The organism is Mesorhizobium sp. LNHC252B00 (assembly GCF_000502955.1).
Classification (GTDB): domain Bacteria; phylum Pseudomonadota; class Alphaproteobacteria; order Rhizobiales; family Rhizobiaceae; genus Mesorhizobium.
This window is the reverse complement of sequence record NZ_AYWO01000008.1, coordinates 50,763-72,947: the sequence shown is the minus strand read 5'-3', so window position 1 is coordinate 72,947 and position 22,185 is coordinate 50,763. Positions and strand designations below refer to the sequence as shown.

General features: G+C 61.9%; 23 protein-coding genes. 9 read left to right on the top strand and 14 right to left on the bottom strand.

What is annotated here, in order from left to right:
- Window positions 1–90: 90 nt before the first annotated feature.
- The 3 genes from kynU to X744_RS157025 form a co-directional block, all read right to left on the bottom strand.
- Window positions 91–1,338 (bottom strand): kynureninase, encoded by a 1,248-nt coding sequence (gene kynU, locus X744_RS157015; RefSeq protein ID WP_023759232.1) that lies wholly within the window; start codon window positions 1,336–1,338, stop codon window positions 91–93.
- Between the two features lie 80 nt (window positions 1,339–1,418).
- Window positions 1,419–2,255 (bottom strand): tryptophan 2,3-dioxygenase, encoded by an 837-nt coding sequence (gene kynA / locus X744_RS157020; RefSeq protein WP_031260180.1) that lies wholly within the window; start codon window positions 2,253–2,255, stop codon window positions 1,419–1,421.
- Complete coding sequence (locus X744_RS157025) at window positions 2,252–3,877, bottom strand: AMP-binding protein (RefSeq protein WP_023759230.1); 1,626 nt, start codon at window positions 3,875–3,877, stop codon at window positions 2,252–2,254. The genes kynA and X744_RS157025 overlap by 4 nt, the downstream gene beginning before the upstream one ends.
- A gap of 318 nt (window positions 3,878–4,195) precedes the next feature.
- Between X744_RS157025 and X744_RS157030 the strand changes: the two genes are divergently transcribed.
- The gene (locus tag X744_RS157030) at window positions 4,196–5,026 is read left to right on the top strand and encodes an alpha/beta hydrolase (protein ID WP_023759229.1); all 831 of its coding nucleotides are present in this window, start codon (window positions 4,196–4,198) and stop codon (window positions 5,024–5,026) included.
- Window positions 5,027–5,072: 46 nt separating this feature from the next.
- On the opposite strand, the gene glp is transcribed toward X744_RS157030, so the two are convergent.
- The 5 genes from glp to X744_RS157055 form a co-directional block, all read right to left on the bottom strand.
- On the bottom strand, window positions 5,073–6,278 hold the full coding sequence (gene glp / locus X744_RS157035) for a gephyrin-like molybdotransferase Glp (protein WP_023759228.1): 1,206 nt from the start codon (window positions 6,276–6,278) through the stop codon (window positions 5,073–5,075).
- Window positions 6,278–6,760, bottom strand: coding sequence for a cyclic pyranopterin monophosphate synthase MoaC (gene moaC, locus X744_RS157040; RefSeq protein ID WP_023759227.1), 483 nt, complete (start codon window positions 6,758–6,760; stop codon window positions 6,278–6,280). Before moaC ends, glp begins: the two co-directional genes overlap by 1 nt.
- A 66-nt stretch (window positions 6,761–6,826) precedes the next feature.
- Window positions 6,827–7,675: an indole-3-glycerol phosphate synthase TrpC gene (gene trpC / locus X744_RS157045; RefSeq protein WP_023759226.1), complete on the bottom strand. Its 849-nt coding sequence runs from the start codon at window positions 7,673–7,675 to the stop codon at window positions 6,827–6,829.
- A 3-nt stretch (window positions 7,676–7,678) separates the two neighbouring features.
- Window positions 7,679–8,689, bottom strand: a complete 1,011-nt coding sequence (gene trpD, locus X744_RS157050) for an anthranilate phosphoribosyltransferase (RefSeq protein ID WP_023759225.1) — start codon at window positions 8,687–8,689, stop codon at window positions 7,679–7,681.
- The gene (locus tag X744_RS157055; RefSeq protein WP_023759224.1) at window positions 8,686–10,578 is read right to left on the bottom strand and encodes a SurA N-terminal domain-containing protein; all 1,893 of its coding nucleotides are present in this window, start codon (window positions 10,576–10,578) and stop codon (window positions 8,686–8,688) included. The genes trpD and X744_RS157055 overlap by 4 nt, the downstream gene beginning before the upstream one ends.
- A 143-nt stretch (window positions 10,579–10,721) precedes the next feature.
- On the opposite strand from X744_RS157055, the gene tpiA reads away from it, so the two are divergent.
- The 5 genes from tpiA to X744_RS157080 all read left to right on the top strand — a co-directional run bounded on the left by tpiA (window position 10,722) and on the right by X744_RS157080 (window position 15,776).
- Window positions 10,722–11,489 carry a triose-phosphate isomerase gene (gene tpiA, locus X744_RS157060; RefSeq protein WP_023759223.1) on the top strand — a complete coding sequence of 256 codons (768 nt, stop codon included), beginning with the start codon at window positions 10,722–10,724 and terminating at the stop codon, window positions 11,487–11,489.
- A 170-nt stretch (window positions 11,490–11,659) separates the two neighbouring features.
- The gene (secG, locus tag X744_RS157065) at window positions 11,660–12,112 is read left to right on the top strand and encodes a preprotein translocase subunit SecG (RefSeq protein ID WP_023759222.1); all 453 of its coding nucleotides are present in this window, start codon (window positions 11,660–11,662) and stop codon (window positions 12,110–12,112) included.
- Window positions 12,113–12,321: 209 nt separating this feature from the next.
- A complete protein-coding gene (locus X744_RS157070) occupies window positions 12,322–13,437 on the top strand; it encodes a L,D-transpeptidase (RefSeq protein ID WP_023759221.1) in 1,116 nt (371 codons plus the stop codon).
- Between the two features lie 136 nt (window positions 13,438–13,573).
- Entirely contained in the window at window positions 13,574–15,211 is a 1,638-nt protein-coding gene (locus tag X744_RS157075; protein ID WP_084025403.1) for a CTP synthase, read from the top strand.
- A 19-nt stretch (window positions 15,212–15,230) separates the two neighbouring features.
- Window positions 15,231–15,776 (top strand): DUF1697 domain-containing protein, encoded by a 546-nt coding sequence (locus X744_RS157080; protein ID WP_023759219.1) that lies wholly within the window; start codon window positions 15,231–15,233, stop codon window positions 15,774–15,776.
- A 54-nt stretch (window positions 15,777–15,830) separates the two neighbouring features.
- On the opposite strand, the gene X744_RS157085 is transcribed toward X744_RS157080, so the two are convergent.
- The gene (locus tag X744_RS157085) at window positions 15,831–17,288 is read right to left on the bottom strand and encodes an NCS1 family nucleobase:cation symporter-1 (protein ID WP_023759218.1); all 1,458 of its coding nucleotides are present in this window, start codon (window positions 17,286–17,288) and stop codon (window positions 15,831–15,833) included.
- A gap of 289 nt (window positions 17,289–17,577) precedes the next feature.
- On the opposite strand from X744_RS157085, the gene X744_RS157090 reads away from it, so the two are divergent.
- Window positions 17,578–17,880 carry a DUF982 domain-containing protein gene (locus X744_RS157090; protein ID WP_023759217.1) on the top strand — a complete coding sequence of 101 codons (303 nt, stop codon included), beginning with the start codon at window positions 17,578–17,580 and terminating at the stop codon, window positions 17,878–17,880.
- 92 nt (window positions 17,881–17,972) lie between these two features.
- On the opposite strand, the gene X744_RS157095 is transcribed toward X744_RS157090, so the two are convergent.
- Window positions 17,973–18,419, bottom strand: a complete 447-nt coding sequence (locus X744_RS157095; RefSeq protein ID WP_023759216.1) for a pyridoxamine 5'-phosphate oxidase family protein — start codon at window positions 18,417–18,419, stop codon at window positions 17,973–17,975.
- 179 nt (window positions 18,420–18,598) lie between these two features.
- On the opposite strand from X744_RS157095, the gene X744_RS157100 reads away from it, so the two are divergent.
- Window positions 18,599–18,823, top strand: coding sequence for a hypothetical protein (locus tag X744_RS157100; RefSeq protein WP_023759215.1), 225 nt, complete (start codon window positions 18,599–18,601; stop codon window positions 18,821–18,823).
- Here X744_RS157100 and fixJ read toward each other — a convergent pair.
- Both fixJ and X744_RS157110 read right to left on the bottom strand, forming a co-directional pair.
- Window positions 18,820–19,434 carry a response regulator FixJ gene (fixJ, locus tag X744_RS157105; RefSeq protein ID WP_023759214.1) on the bottom strand — a complete coding sequence of 205 codons (615 nt, stop codon included), beginning with the start codon at window positions 19,432–19,434 and terminating at the stop codon, window positions 18,820–18,822. The two genes, X744_RS157100 and fixJ, sit on opposite strands and share 4 nt — an antisense overlap.
- Window positions 19,424–20,977, bottom strand: a complete 1,554-nt coding sequence (locus X744_RS157110; RefSeq protein ID WP_023759213.1) for a PAS domain-containing sensor histidine kinase — start codon at window positions 20,975–20,977, stop codon at window positions 19,424–19,426. The genes fixJ and X744_RS157110 overlap by 11 nt, the downstream gene beginning before the upstream one ends.
- A gap of 169 nt (window positions 20,978–21,146) precedes the next feature.
- Here X744_RS157110 and X744_RS157115 point away from each other — a divergent pair, with 169 nt between their 5' ends.
- A complete protein-coding gene (locus X744_RS157115) occupies window positions 21,147–21,416 on the top strand; it encodes a DUF6455 family protein (protein WP_023759211.1) in 270 nt (89 codons plus the stop codon).
- Window positions 21,417–21,483: 67 nt separating this feature from the next.
- Here the strand turns inward: X744_RS157115 and X744_RS1000000176235 are convergent, their stop codons facing one another.
- Both X744_RS1000000176235 and X744_RS1000000176230 read right to left on the bottom strand, forming a co-directional pair.
- Window positions 21,484–21,705 (bottom strand): BON domain-containing protein, encoded by a 222-nt coding sequence (locus X744_RS1000000176235; protein ID WP_348626162.1) that lies wholly within the window; start codon window positions 21,703–21,705, stop codon window positions 21,484–21,486.
- 11 nt (window positions 21,706–21,716) lie between these two features.
- Window positions 21,717–22,139, bottom strand: a complete 423-nt coding sequence (locus X744_RS1000000176230; RefSeq protein WP_348626160.1) for a CBS domain-containing protein — start codon at window positions 22,137–22,139, stop codon at window positions 21,717–21,719.
- Window positions 22,140–22,185: the final 46 nt, after the last annotated feature.

Sequence of the window (22,185 nt, the reverse complement as noted above, 5' to 3'; positions counted from 1 at the left end):
AGCAGCGGCAACCGGATTTGTGCACTGGAAATTCGTCCCTCCATCATCCGACCAAGAGGCAACGATGCGACAACAGTTGGGACGACTGCGTCAGGTCACGGCCTCCTTGACGGCGAAACGCTGGTCCTTCCATGCATCCGTTCGCAGAATGTCTTCCAGCACCTCGACCGCCAGCCACACGTCCTTGTAGCCGACATAGAGCGGCGTAAATCCGAAACGGATGGTTGACGGCGCGCGGAAGTCACCGATCACTCCGCGCTCGATCAGCGCCCGCACGATTTGATAGCCATGATCGTGAACGAACGACACCTGGCTGCCGCGCCTGGTCGCGTCGCGGGTGCTCTCCAGCGTGAGGCCATAGGCACCGCACTTCGCTTCGACGAGCTGGATGAACAGTTCGGTCAGCGCGACGCTTTTCTTTCGCAATGCCGCCACGTCGACGTCGTTCCAGATTGCGAGCGCACCTTTGAGCGCCCGCATCGACAGGACCGGCTGCGTGCCGCACAGAAAGCGGCGGATACCGGTGCCGGCAACATAGCCTCGTTCGAAGGCAAAGGGCCGTGCATGCCCCCACCAGCCGCTGAGCGGCTGGCTGATCGCGCCGTGGTGGCGTTGCGCGGCATAGATGAAGGCTGGCGCGCCTGGACCGCCGTTGAGGTACTTGTAGGTGCAGCCGACAGCGAAATCGGCTTTTGCATGATCGAGCTCGACTGGCAGAGCGCCAGCGGTGTGGCATAGATCCCAAACGATCAGCACTCCGGCCGCATGAGCTATGCGCGTCAGCGCCGCCATGTCGCGCAGTTCACCCGATTTGTAATTGACGTGGTTGACCAGCACCACCGCGACGCTTTCGTCGATCAGCTCTTCGATGGTTGGCGCGTCGACGCCCGCGAGGCGCAGAAGGACCCCATCGCGGGTCGAGGCAACGCCTTCGGCGATGTAGAGGTCGGTGGGAAAACTGTCAGCCTCGGCGACGATCGCCGATCGGCCGGGCCGCATCTCCATCGCGGCATGTAGCACCTTGTAGATGTTGATCGACGTCGTGTCGCAGACAACAGTCTGTCCGGCTGCGGCCCCGATCAAGCGTCCGAGCTGGTCGCCAAGTTCGATCGGCATCTCGAACCATCCGGCTGTATTCCAGGCCCGAATGAGATCCTTGGCCCATTCCTCGGTGGCCGCCTGCTGCAGCTCGCCGAAAACGGCATGCGACGCTGCCCCAAGCGAATTGCCGTCGAGATAGATCACCCCCTCCGGCAGAATGAAACGATCGCGCATGGCGCGGAGCGGATCCGTGGCATCCATCGTTTCGATTGCAGCGAGATCAGGAATTCCACTCATGGTCAGTCAGTCCTCGGTTGTTCGCGAAGGTTTTCCGCTGCAAGCGCGCCCTCGATGTGCCTGTTCTCATTTCGATTGTGTCAAAGCCGGGTACGGACTGCCCACAGCTCCGGAAACAGCACGACCTCGAGCATCTTCTTGAGATACGAAGCACCCGACGTGCCGCCGGTGCCGCGTTTCAGGCCGATGATGCGCTCGACCGTGGTGACGTGGTTGAAGCGCCAGCGGCGGAAATAGTCCTCGAAGTCGACCAGCTTCTCGGCCAGTTCGTAGAACATCCAGTAGCGCTGCGGGTCGCGGTAGATGGTCTGCCAGGCGACCAGAACCTCTTCATTCTCGGTTCGCGTCTCACGCCAATCCGTGCGCCTGGCATCGGTGCCGATGTCGAATCCGTTGCGCGCCAGAAGCAGCAGCGCTTCGTCGTAGAGCGACGGCTCCGCCAGGATCGCCTCCAGCTTGCCGCTGAGGTCCGGCCGGTGCTTGTGAGGGCCCAGCATGGCGAGGTTGCGGTTGCCGGCCATGAACTCTATGGCGCGATACTGCCAGGACTGGAAACCCGAGGACTGGCCGAGTGCATCGCGGAACTCGGTATATTCGCTGGGCGTCATCGTGCGCAGCACATCCCAGGCGTTGTTGAGCTGTTCGAAAATGCGGGCGACGCGCGACAGCATCTTGAAGCTTGGCTCGAGGCGATCGGCGCGGATCGAGCGGATCGCAGCGCCAATCTCGTGCAGGGCGAGCTTCATCCACAGTTCGGAGGTCTGGTGCTGGATGATGAACAGCATCTCGTCATGCGCCGAAGACAGCGGCGTCTGGGCCTCCAGCACTTTCTCCAGGTGCAGATAGTCGCTGTAGGACATGCTCTCCTTGAACGACATCTGTGCGCCTTCGGACGCCGGATCGTAGGGTTCGCTCAATTGATCTTCTCCGTGCGCAGCCGAAAACGCTGGATCTTGCCGGTCTGGGTCTTGGGCAGCGCGGCGATAAATTTCACCGATCGCGGATATTTATAGGGCGCGATCGTTGCCTTGACGTGGTCCTGCAGGCGCTTGGTCGTCAATGCGTCCGGCGCTACGCCCTGCACCAGCACGACGTGCGCTTCGACGATCTGGCCGCGTTCGGCATCTTCCGTGCCGATCACCGCGCATTCGGCAACATCCGGGTGCGACAGGAGTGCCGCCTCGACCTCGGGTCCGGCAATGTTGTAGCCGGCGCTGACGATCATGTCGTCGGAGCGCGCGGCGAAATGGAAGAAGCCGTCTTCGTCCTGCGTGAAGGTGTCGCCGGTGAGGTTCCAGCCGTCGCGGACGTAGTCCTTCTGCCTGTTATCGGCCATGTAGCGGCAGCCGGTCGGTCCGCGCACCGCCAGCCTGCCGGTCGCGCCGCGCGGCAGCTCGCGCATCTCCTCGTCGACGATGCGCGCCTCGTAGCCGCCCACCGGCTTGCCGGTCGACGCCGGCTTCATGTCGTCAAAGCGGTTGGAGATGAAGATGTGCAGCATCTCGGTGGCGCCGATGCCGTCGAGGATAGGCTTGCCGGTCTTTTGCGTCCACTCTTCGAAAACCGGAGCGGGCAAGGTTTCGCCAGCCGAAACGGCGACACGCAGCGATGACAGATCGGCCCCTTCATCCATGGCCTTCAGCATGGCGCGGTAGGCGGTCGGCGCGGTGAAGGAGACGGTCGCCTTATAGGTCTCGATGATGTGTATCATGTTGGGCGGCGTCGCCTGTTCCAACAGTGTCGCTGCCGCACCGAAGCGGAGCGGGAAGATGGCGAGCCCGCCAAGGCCGAAGGTGAAGGCCAGCGGCGGCGAGCCGACAAAGATATCGTCCGGTGTCACCCGAAGGATTTCGCGTGCGTACGCATCGGCGATGATCAGGAGGTCGCGGTGGAAATGCATCGTCGCCTTCGGCACGCCAGTCGTGCCCGAGGTGAAGCCGAGCAGCGCGACATCGTCGCGGCCGGTGTCGACGGCGGTGAACGTCACCGGCTTATCGAGAGCGGCACGGTCGAGTTCAGCATCATGGTTGGCGGTGCCGTCGAAGCCGATGACCTGTTTGAGGAACGCGCTGTCCTTGGCGCAGGCTGTCATCTCGTCCATCAGCCTGGTGTCACACAACGCGATGGTGATTTCCGCCTTGTCGACGATCTTGGCAAGCTCACCGGCGCGCAGCATCGGCATGGTGTTGACGACCACGGCGCCGACCTTGGTGGCGGCCAGCCAGCAGGCGACCATGGCGGGGTTGTTGGCGGAGCGGACCAGCACCCGGTTGCCCGGCTTGACGCCGTAGTTCTCGACCAGCGCGTGGGCTAGCCTGTTCGTCCAGTCGGACAGTTCCTTGTAGGTGCGGCGGCGGCCATTGCCGATCAGCGCGGTGTGGTCACCGAGGCCCCTCTCGACCAGCCTGTCCGTCAGTTCGACGCCGGCATTGAGACGTTCGGGATAATCAAAGCCGTCGAGCAGGAAATCCGGCCACTGCTCCGGAGGCGGCAGGTGATCGCGCGTGAACGTGTCGATATGCGCTGAAGGCCCAAGCATGTCGCCGCTATCCCGTCTGCTGCCTGGCCAGTGCGCGATGTGCCTGACCTGTGTGGTGGATTTGAAGTTCCTGTCTTTCGCGGGAGGTTTTCGTACCGCCAATCGTGCCAGCTCGACTATGCCACCGGGAAAGGACGAGCATCTACGGGGTCAGGGCAGCACAGCAGACCTCCCATTTCGTCGGCTGATCGTCTTGTCAGGATCGCACCAGTCGAAATTTGTTTCAAGCCTAAAATGTTTTGGCCTTGAAGCATTGACGCATGGCGTGCCGGTGGCCATTGCTAGCTCACAAGCGATGCCGTTTTGGGGGAGGCGCAGATGTTCGAACGTCACATTGTCGATTGGGATGATGCCTATGCCAACGGCGCGAACATCGCCGGCAGTGACCGCTGGCCGGCTGCGTGGGCGGAGCCAGCGCAAGCATTTCGTGATGCGCTCTCAATGGAGGGCCGGGCACGGCTCGACATCGCCTATGGTGACGGACCGCGCAATCGGCTCGATCTTTTCCTTCCCAATGTCGCGCCCAAGGGGTTGGTGGTAGTCCTCCACGGCGGTTACTGGCTGGAGACCGACAAGAACATGTGGTCGCACCTCGCCAATGGCGCGGTCAGCAGCGGCTTTGCCGTGGCGATGCCGTCCTACACGCTGTGCCCGGACATACGCATTGCCGGTATAGTCGGGGAAATCGGCGCGGCTATCGGCAAGGCAGCGGCAATGATCGACGGGCCGCTGATGCTGACGGGACATTCGGCCGGCGGCCATCTCGCAACTCGAATGGTGACGATATCAACGCCTCTGGCGGCCGATGTGGCGCGGCGCATACGCCATGTCGTTTCGATTTCAGGCCTCCACGACCTGCGTCCGCTTATGCGCACCGGGATGAACAAGGCACTGGCAATCGACGAAGGGGAGGCGCTGGCTGAAAGCCCGGCGCTGCTGCGACCCATGGACGGCGCCCGCATCACCTGCTGGGCTGGTGGTGGTGAGCGCGCCGAATTCCTGCGCCAGAACGCGCTGCTTGCCAACATCTGGACCGGCCTCGGCGCCACCACCAGCACCGTGGTCGAGCCCGACCGTCATCATTACAACATTGTCGATGGCCTTGCAGATCCGGCGCATCCGCTGACACAAGCCTTGATCTCGGAATAGCCGAGCACAATTTTCACAACTCTATTAAAGGTTTGCCGGAGCTTCTTCAGCGCAGCATCAGCACGCTACAGGCCTCGCCCGCAGCGGCTGCGGGGGCAAACGGCGCACGCACGATCAGCCCGTTGGCGTCGGCCAGCATTCTCAGCATCGAGGAATCTTGGATGCCGAACGGCGTCGCCACCAGCGCGCCATTGTCTTCCCTGACCACCGCCCGCACATAGTCCTGGCGCAGATCATTGGCCGGCATTGCGGCACCCAATCGCGCCGGACGAATGTCCTGGCGATAGTCGCGGCCACCGAGCCGCGCCAGCAGCGGCTTCAGGAACAGCTGCGAGCAGACCAGGCTTGCGACCGGGTTGCCGGGTAGGCCGATGCATCTAATGTCGCCAAGGCGGCCGAACATCAGCGGCTTGCCGGGACGCATGGCGATTTTCCAGAAGCCGAGCGTCATGCCTTCGCCGGTCAGCACGTCATGGATTAGGTCGTGATCGCCGACCGAGGCGCCTCCAAGCGTGACGATGACATCCGCGCCGGCACTGACCGCCTCTTTCACCAAGGCTGCAATCGCGTCCTTGCGGTCGGCGGCAATGCCGAGATCGAGCGCGTGGGCGCCGACGGATTGCGCTGTCGCGGCAACGCCATAGGCATTGGATGAGATGATCTGGTCCGGCCCAAGTTCGCTGCCGGGCGGCAACAATTCGTCGCCGGTGGCGATGATGGCGACCAGCGGCCGTTTTACCACGCTGACCCGGGAATGGTTTGCCGAAGCCGCCAGCGACAGCGCCGCCGGATCCAGCACGCGGCCTTTTTCCAGCAGCACGTCGCCTTTTGAAAAGTCGAGGCCGATGCGGCGGATGTTTCGCCCTTGGGCGGTTGGTTCGATCACTTCGACGTCGCTGCCACCGAGATCCCTGACATTTTCCTGGACGACAATGGTGTCGGCGCCTTCGGGCAGCGGCGCACCCGTGAAGATGCGCACGGCCTGAGCGTGGCTGACGGTGCCGTCAAAGCCGCGTCCGGCCGGCGCCATGCCGATCACCGAAAGTCGCGACGGCACCGACGCCACATCGATAGCGCGGACTGCGTAGCCATCCATGGCGGAAGCGTTGAAGGGCGGCTGGGTACGCAGCGCAACAAGCGGTTCCGCCAGCACGCGATCCGCCGCCTCGAACAGGGGAACGTTTTCGCCGGCCAAAGGTGCTGCACCCTCGAGCAGGCGCTCGAGCGCTTCGGCGATTGGAACCAGCGCCATCAGGCGCCTGCCTTGTACGCGCCCGACTTGCCGCCGGTCTTTTCGACCAGCCGAACGCCGGAGATGACCATGGCGCGGTCCACCGCCTTGGCCATGTCATATATCGTCAGACAAGCCACCGAAGCGGCGGTCAGCGCTTCCATCTCGACGCCCGTCTTGCCAGTGACGCGCGCCAGTGCCGTGACCTTTAGGCCGGGCAGGGCATGGTCCGGCTCGATGTCGACGGAAACCTTGGTCAGAAGCAGCGGATGGCAGAGAGGGATCAGTTCATGTGTCTTCTTCGCCGCCATGATGCCGGCGATACGCGCGGTGCCGAGCACGTCGCCCTTCTTGGCGTTGCCGGCGAGAATCGTCTTCAGGGTCTCGGGCTGCATCGCGACAAAGCCCTCGGCGATCGCCGTACGTGTCGTCTCCACCTTGTCGCCGACATCGACCATGTTGGCCTCGCCCTGCGCGCCGAGATGGGTGAGGCCTGATGTCATCGTCAGATCGCCATAGAGCGACGTGCGTCCGTTCGGACGCACAAAGTACGCTCTATCATTTTGAATCTATGCATCGTGCTCTCCGAAAATCGATTCCGATTTTCGGGCCGATGCATCTGGCGCCTTGCCCGTCAGAAGCAGGCGTGTCGCCGTGACGACGTCCTGTTGCCGCATCAGGCTCTCGCCGACCAGAAAGGTGCCGATGTCGCTCTTTCGAAGCCTGAGGCAATCGTCATGCGAGAAAATTCCGCTCTCGCTGACCAGCAAGCGGTCCGCCGGCACCATCGTCGCCAGCCGCACTGAGGTCTCGAGGCTAGTCTCGAACGTGCGCAGATTGCGGTTGTTGATGCCGATCAGCCGCGACGACAGCTTTAGCGCGCGCTGCGTCTCGGCCTCGTCATGCACTTCGACCAGTGCATCCATGCCAAGTTCGAACGCCGTGGATTCGAGGTCGCTGGCCAGGGTGTCGTCGACGCTGGCCATGATGATGAGGATGGCGTCCGCACCCCAGGCGCGGGCTTCGTAGACCTGATACGGGTCGAATAGGAAATCCTTGCGCAGCGCGGGCAGGGCGACGGCGGCTCGCGCCCTGGTGAGAAATTCAGGCGCACCCTGGAACGACGGCGCATCGGTCAGCACCGAAAGACAGGCAGCGCCGCCTTTCGCATAGGCCTGTGCCAGCGCTGGCGGGTCGAAATCGGCGCGGATCAGGCCCTTGGATGGGCTCGCTTTCTTGATCTCGGCGATCAGCGCAAAAGCGCCGGATTTGCGCTTCGCTTCGAGCGCGGCAAGAAAGCCGCGCGGTGCATCGGCATCCTTCGCGCGCGCCTTGATTTCGGCGAGCGGCACATGTGCCTTTGCCGCTGCGATCTCGTCGCGCTTGTAGGCCTCGATCTTGCGAAGAATGTCAGACACGTTCTATCCGTTCGAAATCTCGACCAGCCTGTCGAGCACTTGCAGCGCCCGGCCGCTGTCGATGGCTTGCGCCGCCGTCGCGATGCCGTCGCCAAGCGTCGTCACTTTGCCTGCCACGACCAGTCCGGCGCCGGCATTGATCAGCACGGTGTCGCGATAAGCGCCGGCAGCGCCACCCAGCATATCGCGCAATGCCTTGGCGTTGTAGTCCGCGTCGCCACCGCGCAACTCATCCTTGGTATGGCGCGCCAACCCGACCGCTTCAGGGGTTAGCGTGAAGCTGCGGATCTCGCCGCCGATCAGTTCGGCGACCTGCGTCTCGCCGGTGGTGGTGATCTCGTCATAGCCGTCGCCATGGGCAACCCAGACATGCTCGGCGCCCAGCGCCTTCAGCGTCTCGGCTACCGGCAGGATCCATTCCGGCAGGAACACGCCGACCATCTGCCGCTTGACGCCGGCCGGATTAGAGAGGGGCCCCAGCAGGTTGAAGATGGTGCGGGTGCCGAGCTCGACGCGGGTCGGGCCGACATGCTTCATCGCCGGATGGTGCGCGGGCGCGAACATGAAGCCGACGCCCGCCTCGTGGATGCAACGGCCGATAAACTCGGGCGGTATGTCGATCTTGACGCCGAGTGCAACCAGCACGTCGGCGGCTCCTGTCAGCGACGACAGGCCGCGATTGCCATGCTTGGCAACCGGCACACCGCTTCCGGCAATGACAAAGGCCGATGCCGTCGAAATGTTGACGCTGTGGGAATTGTCGCCACCCGTGCCGGCGATATCGATGGCGCCGTCAGGCGCTTCGACGCGCAACATTTTGGCCCGCATGGTGGCGACGGCGCCGGAAATCTCGCTCACCGTTTCGCCGCGCACGCGCAGCGCCATCAGGAAGCCGCCTATCTGGCCGGGCGTGGCGTCACCCGACATGATGATGTCGAAGGCCTCGCGCGCCTCCTCGAAGGAAAGCGCGCTTCCGGTCGCGACCTTGGCGATATAAGTTTTCAGCGCGCTCATCTTGTCGAGGCTTGGGCGACTGCGGCCTGGTCGACGCGAACGTCGTACTGCGTCTGCAACTGCGCCACCAACTGGTCGAGCAGGTCGTCAGACATGCCGGAAGTGAAGGACTTCTGCGCATCGTCTGGCACCGAGCTGGCATCGGCCCCTGCAGGCTCGAACACTTCGGCGACCTTGTACAGGATCTGCCCGTCTCCGGTAGGCGAGGGGATCAGGCCGGTGCCGCCTTCGCCGACTCCGAACATCGCCGCGGCGCCCTCCTTGCCGAAATCGACATCGTCGGCCTCACGTTTGACGCCGCGCTTGGTCTGCTTTTCCAACTTCAGTTCGCCCGCGATGACGTCGAGCGTGGTGCTAGCCTTGAGCCGCTTTTCAAGCTCATCTGCCTTGGCGGCCAACCGCTTGGTTGTCTCCGCCGCCGTCCAGTCGGCGACGACTTTCTGACGAACCTCGTCCAACGTGCGGTCCCGAGCCGGCGTGACCGAAGCCAGTTCATAAAAGACAAAGCCGTTGTCGGCGGTGGTCAAAGCGTCATTCTCCGTACCGGGCTCGGCATCGAAGACAGCCTTGATCAGCTCTGGCGATTGCGGCAGGTCCTTGACGATGCTTCCGTCGGGCCGCAGCCCGCTGCGGTCGATGGCATCGATGGTGACGACCTTCAGCTTCAGCTTGGCGGCGGCATCGGCAAGCGAACCGCCGGCGGCGCGGGTGTCTTCGTAATTGTCACGCACGTCGAGGAGGATGCGGCTTGCCTCGCCCAGCGCCAGGTCCTTGCGGATCTGGTCGGACACTTCTGCCAGTGGCTTCACCACCTCGGGTTTGATCTCGGTGACGCGCAGCAACACCGGACCAAAGGCGCCTTGCACGACTTGGCTGACTTCATTGGTATTGAGCGCGAAGGCCGCATCGGCGACGGCCTTGTCGGCGATCTTGTCCTTGGCCAACGTGCCGAGCAGCGTGTCGGCCGGGGTTTTGCCTTCCGCCGTGACGAGCTTGTCGAACGTCACACCGGTCTTAAGCGAATCGAGCGCGGCCTTGGCCGCATCAGGCGTCTTGAACACAAGCTGCTCGATGGTGCGCATTTCCGGCGTGGTGTAGCGCGCCTTGTTCTTGTTGTAATCGTCTCTGACCTGTTGGTCGGTGACGGCGGTCGTATCCATGATGTCGACCGGTTCAAGCCTGACATAGGAGAATTTGCGGTATTCGGGCGCCGCATACTTCTTCTTGTTCGCCTCGAAATAGGCGGAAAGCACGCTGTCGGACGGCGCCTCGATCGGCTCGACCAGTGCTTTGGGCAGCGTCAGATAGTCGATCGTGCGGTCTTCGCCGCGATACAGCGCGACGGCCTTGAAGAAGGTGTCCGGGGCTTTCAGACCATCCGAGACCGCTTCGACGATCTGCTGGCGAACCGCCACCTGGGCACGGTTCTTCAGATAGTCCTCCGGCCGCATGCCAATCTGCCGCAGCATATATTCGAAGGTTCTGCGGTCGAACTGGCCGCCCGGGCCCTTGAAGGCCGGATCTTCGCGCGTCAGTTCGGCCAGCCGGTCCTTGGAGAGGCCGAGGCCAAGCTTGCGGGCCTGTTCGTCGAGAACGGCGCCCGAGACGAGCTGGGCAAGAACCTGGTTATCGACGCCGAGCGCCTTTGCCTGTTCGTGGCTGAGACGCTGGCCAAACTGTTGCGACATGACCGCAAGCTGGCGATCATAAGCGAGCCGGTATTCCTTGATCGACACCTTGGTGCCGCCAGCGGTTATGACCGAATCATGGCCGGCGAAACCGCCCATCAGCCGTCCGGAAATGCCCCAGGCGGCGAAACTGACCACCAACAGCGAAAGCAGCGTCTTCGCGACCCAGGTACCTGCCGCGCTTCTCAATACACCAAGCATCGTTACTTCCGATTTATGCGCAATTTCGCATGCGCCGAGTCTGAACCAAGCGCAATAGCGCCCTTCCGGTCCACTGTCGATTGCTTTGTGGGCTGATTTTGGTAGTGAGGGCCAGAGCCCGATATCGCCCGGAGAAGCAAACCATGACGCCAGGAATTCGCCCGCTTGTCGCCGGCAACTGGAAAATGAACGGCACCAGTGCCTCGCTCAACGAACTCAGGATGATCGGCAACGGTTTCCTGAGTGGGCTCGATGCGGAGACCGAAGCGCTGGTCTGCGTTCCCGCGACATTGCTAGCCCATGCCGCGGAGATCTTGTCGCGCACGCCGGTGCATGCCGGCGGTGAAGATTGCCACAGCAGGGAGAGCGGCGCCTACACCGGCTGCATTTCGGCGGAAATGCTCAAGGATGCGGGCGCCAGCCATGTCATCGTCGGCCATTCCGAGTGCCGTGAGCAGCGCGGCGAGGATGACGCGACGGTACAAGCCAAGGCCTCCGCCGCCTGGCGTGCCGGGCTCGTGGCCATCATCTGCATTGGCGAGACCCAGCAGCAGCGTGAAGCGGGCGCGACTCTCGACGTGCTGTCGCGTCAGGTCGACGGATCGGTGCCGCCAAGCGCCACCCCGTCCAACACCATCATTGCTTATGAGCCCGTATGGGCGATCGGTACCGGCCTGACGCCGACCGCGGCCGATGTGGCCGAAGCACACGCACATATCCGCGAAAAGCTGGCGGAAAAACTCGGCGGCGTTGCGGCAAAGGTGCGCATCCTCTATGGCGGCTCGGTCAAGCCCTCAAATGCAGTCGAACTGCTCGGCGTCAGGAATGTCGACGGCGCGCTGGTCGGTGGCGCCAGCCTGAAGGCCGCGGATTTTCTTGCCATCGCCGAGGCTTATCGCAACATCGCTTGAACATGTTCGCCACGCCGGACGGGGCTCCCGGCGCTGGAAATCGTTGCAAAGAAGGCGTTGCTTCCCATATTCCGGCCACGGGCTTGGAAATGCCATCAAAGCATTGTATTGAGCCGCCTCCAATTCACCGGTCGTGTCCGCGACCGGGCAAGGCTTTGCCAGGATAAACTATGGAAACCGTACTGATCGTCATCCATCTCATGGTCGTGCTCGCCCTCGTCGGGGTGGTGCTGCTGCAGCGTTCCGAAGGCGGCGGCCTTGGCATCGGTGGCGGATCCGGCTTCATGACCGCGCGCGGTGCCGCCAATGCGCTGACGCGTGCGACGGCGATCCTGGCGGCGGCCTTCTTTGCCACGTCGCTGACACTGTCGATCGTCGCCCGCTATGGCGAGAAGCCGATCGACATCCTCGACCGCGTGCCCGCGACATCGGATGGTGCCGGCAAGGGTGTCCTCAACCAATTGCCAGGCACGACCACACCGGCGCCCGCCGGCAACGCCACGCCGACGCCGCCGTCCGGCAACGACGCCGCAGCTCCGGCGGGCACGGCGCCTGCCGCCGGCTCGAAACCGTCTTCGACCAATGGCACCGCTCCGGCGGCCCCGCAGGTTCCGAACCAGTAATCTCCAGGCTCTGCAGCCGCGGCCTGTTGTCGATTGAACACAGTCGCGGCAAATGCAGCACAATCACGAAGATTCGACGTGGTGAGGCGCGGCCTCGCGCTTGAGGCGTTCGCGTTTATTCGACTATAGATTGCGCGCGGCATTTCCGGCGCCTTGGGGGCGCTGGGCGACGCCGTGGGCAACAAGCATAGAACGATCGGATCTTCGCCATGCAGCTTCGCAGCTTCATTTTCCTGGGACTTTGCGCCGCACTCGGCATGAGTTCCCCAGCCTTCGCCGGCGCGCCGGCAAATATGGCCGCACCTTCCGTTGAGAAAACCGGCGCCATCAATGTCGCCGTCAAGAGTGACGCGTCGCAGTTGAAGCTTCTCAAGAAGAAGAAAAATCCGACGCCGGACGATCTCGCCCAGATCAAGAAGATCGAGGCCAAGATCGTTGCCGACAAGGAAGCCGCCAAAGCCAAGGCTCTCGAAGCCAGGAAGCTGGCGATGCGCGAGGCGGCCAAGGCCAGGGCCGACGCTGAACGGCAGGCGTTCCTGGCCAAGAAGGGCAAGAGCGCGCCGGCTACCGAAGTGGCTGACGCCAAGCCGGCCAAGACGCAGGCTGTAAAGATCATCGAACCGATCGCGCCGATCCAGTCGGCCGAGTCGCTCCCGGCTGAGGCGATGAATGTCGCCTTGACCGGCAACAATGGCGAGCTGCGCAGCGAGGTCGTCGGCCAGAAGCGGCCAAGCGGCGGCGGTCTGTTCGCCGGTCTTTTCGGCGGTACTTCATCCGGCTCGTCGGTGAGCTATCTTCCCGAGACGCGGGCTCTCGATCAGGCTCTCGCCAAGAAGGAAGCCAAGAAGCAGTTCAAGGTGAAGCCGGAATTCGTGCCGCAGGACGTGGAATTCACCGGCTATGACGCCGGCACCATCGTCATCGACACCAGCGCGCGGCGGCTCTACCTCGTCGAATCATCTTCGACCGCTCGCCGCTACGCCATTGCGGTCGGCCGCGAAGGCCTGCAGTACAAAGGCACGGTGGCGGTCGGCGACAAGCAGGAATGGCCGCGCTGGATCCCGACGCTGGACATGCAGAAGCGCGAGCCGAAGCATTACGGCCAGTACAAGGACGGCATGCCGGGCGGTGGCCAAAACCCGCTCGGTGCCCGCGCCATCTATCTCTATGACGGCAAGAAGGACACGCATCTGCGCATCCACGGCACCATCGCGCCGCAGTCGATCGGAACCAGCGCCTCGAATGGCTGCTTCCGCATGATCAACGAGCACGTGATGGACCTCTACAGCCGCGTCAGGGTAGGCACCAAGGTCGTCATCATCTGACGTTTTCGTCATCCTGCCAAAGGGCCGGCTCAGCCGGCCCTTTTCTTTTGCCTTGCCTATGGTCCAAGCGCCTTCTTGGGAAAAAACCTTCGCGGTGGTTTTTTCTCTGGCGGAATCAATCCGGCCGCGTTAAGCGATGACTCCCATGGCGCGATATGTATTCATCACAGGCGGCGTGGTTTCCTCACTTGGAAAAGGCATTGCCGCAGCGGCCCTTGGGGCTCTCTTGCAGGCGCGAGGCTATCGCGCACGCATCAAAAAACTCGATCCCTACCTCAATGTCGATCCGGGCACGATGTCGCCGTACCAGCATGGCGAGGTTTTCGTTACCGATGATGGCGCCGAGACCGATCTCGATCTCGGCCATTACGAGCGCTTCACGGGGCGTTCCGCCAATCAGCAGGACAACATCACCACCGGCCGCATCTACAAGAACATCATTGAGCGCGAGCGCCGCGGCGATTATCTCGGCGCCACCGTGCAGGTCATCCCGCACGTTACCGACGAGATCAAGAATTTCGTCCTCAATGGCAATGACGACTATGATTTCGTGTTGTGCGAGATAGGTGGCACAGTCGGCGACATCGAGGCGATGCCATTTCTGGAAGCTATACGCCAGCTCGGCAACGACCTGCCGCGCAACAATGCCGTCTACGTTCATCTGACGCTGATGCCCTACATCCCGACGGCCGGTGAGCTGAAGACCAAGCCGACCCAGCATTCGGTCAAGGAACTGCGCGGCATCGGCATCGCGCCCGACATCCTTCTGGTCCGCGCCGACCGCGCCATTCCCAAGGAAGAGCGCAGAAAACTGTCGCTGTTTTGTAATGTGCGCGAGAGTGCGGTGATCCAGGCGCTCGACGTGCCGCATATCTACGACGTGCCAATGGCTTACCACAAGGAAGGGCTCGATTCGGAAGTGTTGGCCGCCTTCGGCATCGATCCGGCGCCGAAGCCGCGCATGGAGCCGTGGCAAGCGGTGTCCAACCGCATCCACAATCCGGAAGGCGAAGTCACCATTGCCGTGGTCGGCAAATATACCGGGCTCAAGGATGCCTACAAATCGCTGATCGAGGCGCTGTCGCATGGCGGCCTGGCCAACCACGTCAAGGTCAAGCTCGACTGGATCGAATCGGAGATCTTCGAAAAGGAGGATCCGACGCCTTGGCTGGAAAAGGTTCATGGCATCCTGGTTCCCGGTGGCTTTGGCGAACGCGGTGCTGAAGGGAAGATCCTGGCGGCGAAGTTCGCGCGTGAGCGAAAAGTGCCGTATTTCGGCATCTGCTTCGGCATGCAGATGGCCTGCATCGAGGCAGCGCGGTCGCTGGCCGGTGTCGAGCATGCGTCATCGACCGAGTTTGGCCCGACCAAGGAGCCGGTCGTCGGCCTGATGACCGAATGGCTGAAAGGCAACATGCTGGAGAAGCGCCGCGAGACCGGTGACCTCGGCGGCACGATGCGGCTCGGAGCCTATCAGGCAGAGCTCGCCAAGGGCTCGAAGATCGCCGAGATCTATGGCGACACACAGATTTCCGAGCGCCACCGCCACCGCTACGAGGTCAATGTCGACTACAAGGAGCGGCTCGAGGATTGCGGCCTGGTCTTCGCCGGCATGTCGCCCGACGGCGTGCTGCCGGAAACGGTCGAGTACCCCGATCATCCGTGGTTCATCGGCGTGCAGTATCACCCGGAACTGAAAAGCCGGCCGCTCGACCCGCATCCGCTGTTCGCCAGTTTCATCGAGGCGGCGGTGGAGCAGAGCCGGCTGGTGTAGTTGCACAGGCCGGCAGATGATGCGGACTTATGTCGCGCTGCTCTACAGCATCATTCTGGGTGAGGGGCGACGGGTCGTCATGGCCGACCTCAAGGCGATGGCCGAAGAACTCGGGCTGAAGAACCCGCGCACGCTGGTAGCGACCGGCAACCTGGTCTTCGAGGCGCCGGCAACGAACGTCGCCGATCTGGAACAACGGCTGGAAGCTGCCTTCGAAAAAACCTTCGGCCGCCATGTCGACATCATCGTGCGTTGTGCCGAGGACTGGCTGAAGCTTGCCGCCGGCAATCCGTTCCCGGACGAATCTGCCAAGGCAGGCGACCAGGTGGCCGTAAGGGTGATGCGCAAGCCTGCACCCAAAGGTGCCGAAGCGGCGCTCCAAGCCTATGCCGCCAAGGACGAGAAGGTGTTTTCGGTCGGCGGTGACATCTGGGTCCTCTTTTCTCGCGAGAGGCCAAGCTCGCGGCTGCTTGCGGCGACCAGCCACAAGCGCCTGGGTGTCGGCACCTCGCGCAACTGGAACACGGTGCGCAAACTGGCCGAGATGGTAGGCGGTAGGCAGTAGGCAGTAGGCAAGCGGTTCTCTACGCGCTAGCACCTACTGCCTACTGCCTCATTTTCAAGCCTTTGCCGTCTTGGCGCCAGCGCCCAAAGCGGCGGTGCGCAGCACGTAGTAGATGATGCCGGCGATCGCCACGCCGAAGAACCAGCCATAGACGCCCCACCACGACGGCAGCCAGTTGGTGAAGTTCGGCAGGATCGACGAGAAGATGGCACCGATACCGGCGGCGATGAAGGCATTGACATGCCAGCCGCCCTGGAATCGGAACTCGCCGTCCTCGCGATAGAGTGCCTCGACATCGACCTCACCCTTCCGGATCAGATAGTAGTCGACCATCATCACGCCGAAGATCGGCCCCATCGTCGCGCCAATGACGTTGACAAAGGAAGCGGCACTGCCTTCCCACGGTGCGAAGGGATAGAGCACGAGCGCGATGACGGCCGCGATATAGCCGCCCTTTTTGAAGTCGATCTGCCTGGGAAAGACGTTGGAGAAGTCGAAGGCCGGCGAGACGAAGTTTGCCACCACGTTGATGCCGAGGGTTGCCACGGCAAAGGTCAAGGCCGCGAGCGCTGCCAGGAACCAGCTGTCGAACTTCGCCGAGATCTGGTCGGGATGCAGCAGCACTTCGCCATAGACGTCAAAGGCGGCAATGGTGGTGACACCGGCGACCAGGGAAAACAGGATCAGGTTGATCGGCAGGCCCCAGATGTTGCCCTTGCGCAGCGATGCCTTGTCCGGCGCGTAACGGGCGAAATCGCAGAAATTGAGATAGAGCGCGGAAAAGTAGGTGACCCAGATCGCCGCCACCGCAAACAGCGACGTCCATGTTCCTGGCGTGCCCGGTACGCCCGCGTCCTTGGTCTTGTCCAGCAGCACGTCCATAGGGATATCGCTGGTGAAGGCAAATCTCCCGGATTTGACGCAGAGGTAGATCGCCAGGATCAGCATCATCACCCACACTGCCGGTCCTGCCCAATCCTGGAAGCGGCGCACCGTTTCCATGCCGTTCTGGATGATCAGCAATTGCAGCGCCCAGATGACCACGAAGCAGATCACCTCCAGGCCGGTATGGCCGAGGAAATGCGTGTTGGCGTTGAAATCGGCAAACCATTGCGAGCGGATCAAAAGTGCCACGATCGCGCCTGAGGCGGCGGCGGTCTGTGCGCCATACCAGAAGCAGGCGACGACGGCGCGCACCAGCGCCGGTATGTTGGCGCCCCAGATGCCGAAAGAGGCGCGCGCAAGCACGGGGTAGGGCACGCCTGTCTTCACGCCGGCGTAGCCGACCATGTTCATCAGCGCGTAGATGATCAGTGAACCGATGCCGATGGCGATGAGGAAATTGACGAACCCGCCACAGAACAGAAAAAGGCTGGCGGCGAGATAGTAGCCCCAGAGGCTGTGAACGTCCGACGTCCAGACGTTGAAGATCGAGAATGGTCCCCAGTTTCGAGTTTTGGCTGGCGCCAGGTCCTCGTTGTACAGATCAGGTGAAGCACCCTGTATTGTCATTGCAATGGTCCCCTTTTGCAGCACGCGCCCTCACGCGTTGGCGGTGCAGGGTAAGCCTGACGCAGGGGAACCGACAAGCAATCTATTTGTCGGCTTTGGCCTTAAAGATATTCAATGAGAACTGCGATTATCGACGGCACTCCATGGTGGGCCGCCTCTGGATCTGCCGGGCCGATGATTCGAAATTCCGATCTCCTAAAAAGAAATCTCGGATTGCGTGGAACCGGCTGTCGAATGGCGCGTTTCATTGGGTTCGATTGAGCGCATCGCGATCGACGGGGAGGAAACGATGAACGACCTGCATTTCATTTCGCCCGTGCGGATCTCGCGCGGGCAGGGGCATCCTACTGAAGAAATTGATAGTGTTGCCGAGGCCATGGCGTTCTTGCGGAAATGGCCGACGGGACGGCGCGGTCCGGTTTATCAGTGCGCGCTGAATTGCTGCTCGGCCGCCCTGTCGGGCCAGATGACGGCCGAGGAAGCTCGGAAAGCGTTCACAGGCTTTGCCCGCATAACACGTCTTCTCGATGATGACATGGCATTGCCGGCGGCCGGCGAGGACAAGGCAAGCGTGCACGCGCTGCGGCGGTAGGTGGCTCGCATCATCATCCTTACGGGGAAGTACCTACGACAACGGGTTCCGTCGGCCCAGCCGTCCCATCTGTGGTCGGGGTGGTCGTTCAGCTATTCACTTGCCTCGCGACCCGACACCTGCTCGACCAGGATGCGAAAAAACACATGTGGGCTGCTGTCCGACACAGGAGGCACGACCGGCTTGAGCGCACCAGGCTCCCACCAGTCGGCGTGTTTGCTCAGCACTGACCATGCATGGTCGCGCTCGATCTTGTGGCCAACCCGGTCCGGCAATTCCTCATAGCGGCCATCGACTACGACGCTTCTCCATCCACGCCCTTTGCCGCGCTCGTCGACCTGGACGGATACCAGCGGATTGCCTCGCATCCATTCGATCTTCTTGCCCGGCATTGAAAATGCGTAGAGGTGATTATCCGCATGTGCGTAGTAGAGAGGCACGACGTAAGGCTGCCCGTTCTTTGAGCATGCTAGCCGTCCGACCCGATTGGCAGTCAGCAATCTCGTACTTTCCAGGGCGGAAAGGGTTTGAATCAGCATCGGTGCCGTCTCCTATTTCGCGGCTATCCCAAAGTGTTGTTTGCGCCGCTTTGAACCATCACCATTCGGGTGCTTCCGCCCGGCTCATGGCTGGCAAAGTCCACATTCGCGCATTTGGCAATTGCGGAAAATGATTCAGATCAAGGCGCGGGCTGGGGCTTCTGGAGAATCATCTGGAGATGTGGAAACCGATCCTCACCGCTCCGTTTGGGCGCAACCTCACACTGGCCGTCTTCGACGAGGATGGCGAGCATGCGTTAGTGTTTCCCTGCATGAAGGAGCGGGAAGGCTGGAGGAACGCCGCCACCGGCGCATGGGTAGACATCCGCCCGACACACTGGTGCGATTGGGGGTCTCACGGTGTGCCGGCTCTCGACGACAACTCCTTTGACGATGGTTCCTAGGATTTGGATTCTACGATCAGTGCCATGCGCACGAGGTGCGACAGGCTGCTCGCGCTCATCTTGCTCATGACATTGGCGCGATGGATCTCGACCGTACGTGGGCTGATTCCGAGGTCATAAGCGATCGTCTTGTTTGGTAGACCTGAGACAAGTCCATCGAGCACTTGTCGCTCTCTCTCCGACAGCGTCGATAAACGGCCGTTGATTTCGGTGGATTGTGGGTGCGTCGTATTCGCCTGATTGCGCTTATCCAAAGCGGAACGGATCGCACTTATCAGAATATCGTCGTCGAAAGGTTTTTCGATGAAATCGGACGCCCCCTCCTTCATTGCCTGAACGGCGAGCGCCACATCAGCATGGCCCGTCATCACGATGACCGGAACCAAATGTCCGCGGGTTCGGAGCTGCCGCAGGAACTCGATCCCGTCGATGCCCGGCATGCGCACGTCGGTGACGATGCAACCGTCGGGATTGCCCGTCGCGGTATCCAGAAAAGCTGTCGCCGATTCGTGCAGCCGCACGGCAAAGTCGGCTGTTGCCAGAAGAAAGCCAAGCGATTTGCGCACGTCCACATCGTCGTCAACCACGTGCACCAGATCACTAACCGACATTTGTGACCTCTTCCTTCTCCACAATGCGCAACGTGAACCGGAAAGCGGTTCCTCCGGCCGGCATTGGCTCGGTCCAGATGTGACCTCCGTGCGATTCGACGATGGTACGGCAAATCGAGAGGCCGACGCCCATGCCCTGCTTCTTTGTGGTGACAAATGGCTGGAAAAGCTGTGCGGAGACTTCCGGCGCGAGGCCGGGGCCGGTGTCGATCACGCTTACCTCCGCCATGCCATCGTCCCGGGCGACAGTTGTGACTTTCAACTCGCGGCGCGGCGCGCCTTGCATGGCCTCCACGGCGTTGCGTATCAAGTTTAGCAGCACCTGCTGAATTTGGATGCGATCAGTCAAAACCAGTTCGGCCTCCGGATCAAGCTGGTAGCTGACGAGCACGTCTATTTCCCTCGCGCCCACCAAAGCCAGTGAGGAGGCTTCCTCGATCAGCATCGGCAAGCGTTCGACCTGACGCTCGCTTTCGCCCCTGGCGACGAAATCGCGAAGATGACGAATGACCTCTCCAGCCCGCAAAGCTTGCTCAGCCGCGTTCTCGACGGCCTCTCTCAGCATCGGTGCGTCCACTTCCGTGCTCTTCTCGAGAAGCCGGCGGCTGCCTTTGAGGTAGTTTGTGATCGCCGTGAGCGGCTGGTTTATCTCATGGGCAAGCGTCGAGGCCATTTCGCCGAGCGCGGTGAACCTGGCCATGTGGAGCAGTTCCAGCTGCTGGTCCTGTATTCGCGCTTCCGCCCTGTGGCGCTCGGTCAGGTCTCGGCAGAAGCCGGTAAAGAAGCGCCCGGTTCCAGGATGCATTTCGCCAACGGAAAGCTCCATTGGAAAGGTCGAACCGTCTTTCCGCATTCCGGTGACCGTGCGGCCTAGCCCGATGATCCGGCGCTCGCCGGTCGTCAGATAGCGAAGCAGATAGGCGTCGTGCTCGTCGCGGTAGGGCGACGGCATCAGTATGCTGACGTTTCGCCCAATGGCTTCGCTGGCCTGATAACCGAACAGCGCTTCGGCAGCTGTGCTGAACGATTGAATGCTGCCCAGTTCATCGATAACCACCATTGCATCGGGCACCGTCGCCAGGATCGAACGCAAATGATCTTCGCGCAGCTGAAGGGCTGCATTCGCGAAGGAAAGCTCACTGACATCAGTGCCTTGGACAAAGATGGCCGTGATGCGGCCATCGTCGGCCTTGATCGGCTGGTAGACGAAATCGAGGATACGCTCTTCAAGCGGCTGGTCGTTCCTGTTGCGAAGACCGACCTTGATGCCTTGGCCCCTGTATGGCTCGCCAGTCCTGTAGACATGGTCCAGCTGTTCCAAGAACCCTTGGCCTTCGAGTTCGGGAAGGGCTTCGCGCAGCGATTTCCCAATCACTTGCCTGTCGCCGATGAGCCGTTGATAGGCGGTATTCGTCAGTTCAAAGACATGATCCGGCTCGCGCATGATAGCCATGAAGCCCGGGGCCTGTTCGAACATTTGGGACAAGACCGACTTCAGCATCGTCCCGCCGGCCGACAAAATAGGCGCTTCGTCTTGGCTCACCTGAAATCCTTGGATTCGACACGCCCGCGAGAAAGGCTAACTACCACTTCTCGCCGCGCACGCAAAACGGATCGGGGCCGATGCTTTGGCAGCGGCTCCGCCTGTTGACCGAGATCAATGTCGTCTGCCGCCAGCATGCGATGATCGCAAAGAAGGAGGAGCAACCGACATGAACTTTCTCGACTACCTAGTCTCGGTTGACGCAAGGACCGCGTTGATGGATCGCATGATGCGCAAGCTTGGCGTCGACAGGCAATTGAAAATCGTGTCGGACCATGAAGCCGTCGTCCACCGAGCGGCGGACCGCTGCCGCTCCTGCGGCCACCAGGACGAATGCGCAATTTGGCTCGACGAACACCAGCAAGCCGATGATCCACCCGACTATTGCCGCAACCGGGATTTGATCGCACGTCTGCAACATGCGGCCGGCCAACGCTAGTCGTAGTCTAGTGCTTCGAGCTCTGAGGGCGACCGTCCCTGCCTTCTCAGCTTCTGTGGCCAAATGCCTACGAAACCAGGACGACCGACAGCGGTCCGGCGCAGAAGAGGTTGTCCCTGACGGCCTTGACGCCGGCGACATTTTCGGCGGCGACGATGGCTGCCTGGCGCTCGCGTTCGTCGAAGATGGCGCCGCTCAGTTGCACCGCCCCTGCGTTCACGGTCACGTCGATCATGTCCTTGCCGGTCCATTTCTGCTTCGCAAGTTCGGCAAGGACGTCCTGACGGATTTGTTCGTCGTCTATCGGTGCCGCAACGCGCGCAGCATGTCGGAGCGGGTCACGATGCCGACCACCTTGCCACCGTCGACGACCGGAATGCGTTTGACGTGATGGCGTGTCATGAGCTCGACCGTCCTGGACAGCGATGTGCCAGGTGATACCGTAACGACATCCGCCGTCATCACCTCTTCGATACGCCTTCCGTTGGCTTGAACATATTCGTCGGCGGCCCTTCCTGGGCTGACCAGAGTCTCCAGCCAACGCGGACGCGTGCGTCGCGTGCCCAGTTCTTCCCGGCGCAGAAAATCGCCCTCGCTAACGATCCCCACCAGCGTGCCGTCGCTGCGAATGACAGGCAGGCCGCTGATCCCTTTCGAAAGCATTAACCGTGCCGCATCGGCAATCGAAGCGTCAGGGTCTATTTCGACGACGGGCGTGGTCATTATCGCTTCTGCTCGCATGCCTGCCTCCTCGGATGTTTATCCCTGA

Bases quoted from the DNA above. Each gene is read 5' to 3' on its own strand.
- kynU (WP_023759232.1), bottom strand. From the start codon at position 1,338: ATGAGTGGAATTCCTGATCTCGCTGCAATCGAAACGATGGATGCCACG.
- X744_RS157025 (WP_023759230.1), bottom strand. From the start codon at position 3,877: ATGCTTGGGCCTTCAGCGCATATCGACACGTTCACGCGCGATCACCTG.
- X744_RS157030 (WP_023759229.1), top strand. From the start codon at position 4,196: ATGTTCGAACGTCACATTGTCGATTGGGATGATGCCTATGCCAACGGC.
- glp (WP_023759228.1), bottom strand. From the start codon at position 6,278: ATGGCGCTGGTTCCAATCGCCGAAGCGCTCGAGCGCCTGCTCGAGGGT.
- moaC (WP_023759227.1), bottom strand. From the start codon at position 6,760: ATGACATCAGGCCTCACCCATCTCGGCGCGCAGGGCGAGGCCAACATG.
- trpD (WP_023759225.1), bottom strand. From the start codon at position 8,689: ATGAGCGCGCTGAAAACTTATATCGCCAAGGTCGCGACCGGAAGCGCG.
- X744_RS157055 (WP_023759224.1), bottom strand. From the start codon at position 10,578: ATGCTTGGTGTATTGAGAAGCGCGGCAGGTACCTGGGTCGCGAAGACG.
- tpiA (WP_023759223.1), top strand. From the start codon at position 10,722: ATGACGCCAGGAATTCGCCCGCTTGTCGCCGGCAACTGGAAAATGAAC.
- secG (WP_023759222.1), top strand. From the start codon at position 11,660: ATGGAAACCGTACTGATCGTCATCCATCTCATGGTCGTGCTCGCCCTC.
- X744_RS157070 (WP_023759221.1), top strand. From the start codon at position 12,322: ATGCAGCTTCGCAGCTTCATTTTCCTGGGACTTTGCGCCGCACTCGGC.
- X744_RS157075 (WP_084025403.1), top strand. From the start codon at position 13,574: ATGACTCCCATGGCGCGATATGTATTCATCACAGGCGGCGTGGTTTCC.
- X744_RS157080 (WP_023759219.1), top strand. From the start codon at position 15,231: ATGCGGACTTATGTCGCGCTGCTCTACAGCATCATTCTGGGTGAGGGG.
- X744_RS157085 (WP_023759218.1), bottom strand. From the start codon at position 17,288: ATGACAATACAGGGTGCTTCACCTGATCTGTACAACGAGGACCTGGCG.
- X744_RS157090 (WP_023759217.1), top strand. From the start codon at position 17,578: ATGAACGACCTGCATTTCATTTCGCCCGTGCGGATCTCGCGCGGGCAG.
- X744_RS157095 (WP_023759216.1), bottom strand. From the start codon at position 18,419: ATGCTGATTCAAACCCTTTCCGCCCTGGAAAGTACGAGATTGCTGACT.
- X744_RS157100 (WP_023759215.1), top strand. From the start codon at position 18,599: ATGTGGAAACCGATCCTCACCGCTCCGTTTGGGCGCAACCTCACACTG.
- fixJ (WP_023759214.1), bottom strand. From the start codon at position 19,434: ATGTCGGTTAGTGATCTGGTGCACGTGGTTGACGACGATGTGGACGTG.
- X744_RS157115 (WP_023759211.1), top strand. From the start codon at position 21,147: ATGAACTTTCTCGACTACCTAGTCTCGGTTGACGCAAGGACCGCGTTG.
- X744_RS1000000176230 (WP_348626160.1), bottom strand. From the start codon at position 22,139: ATGACCACGCCCGTCGTCGAAATAGACCCTGACGCTTCGATTGCCGAT.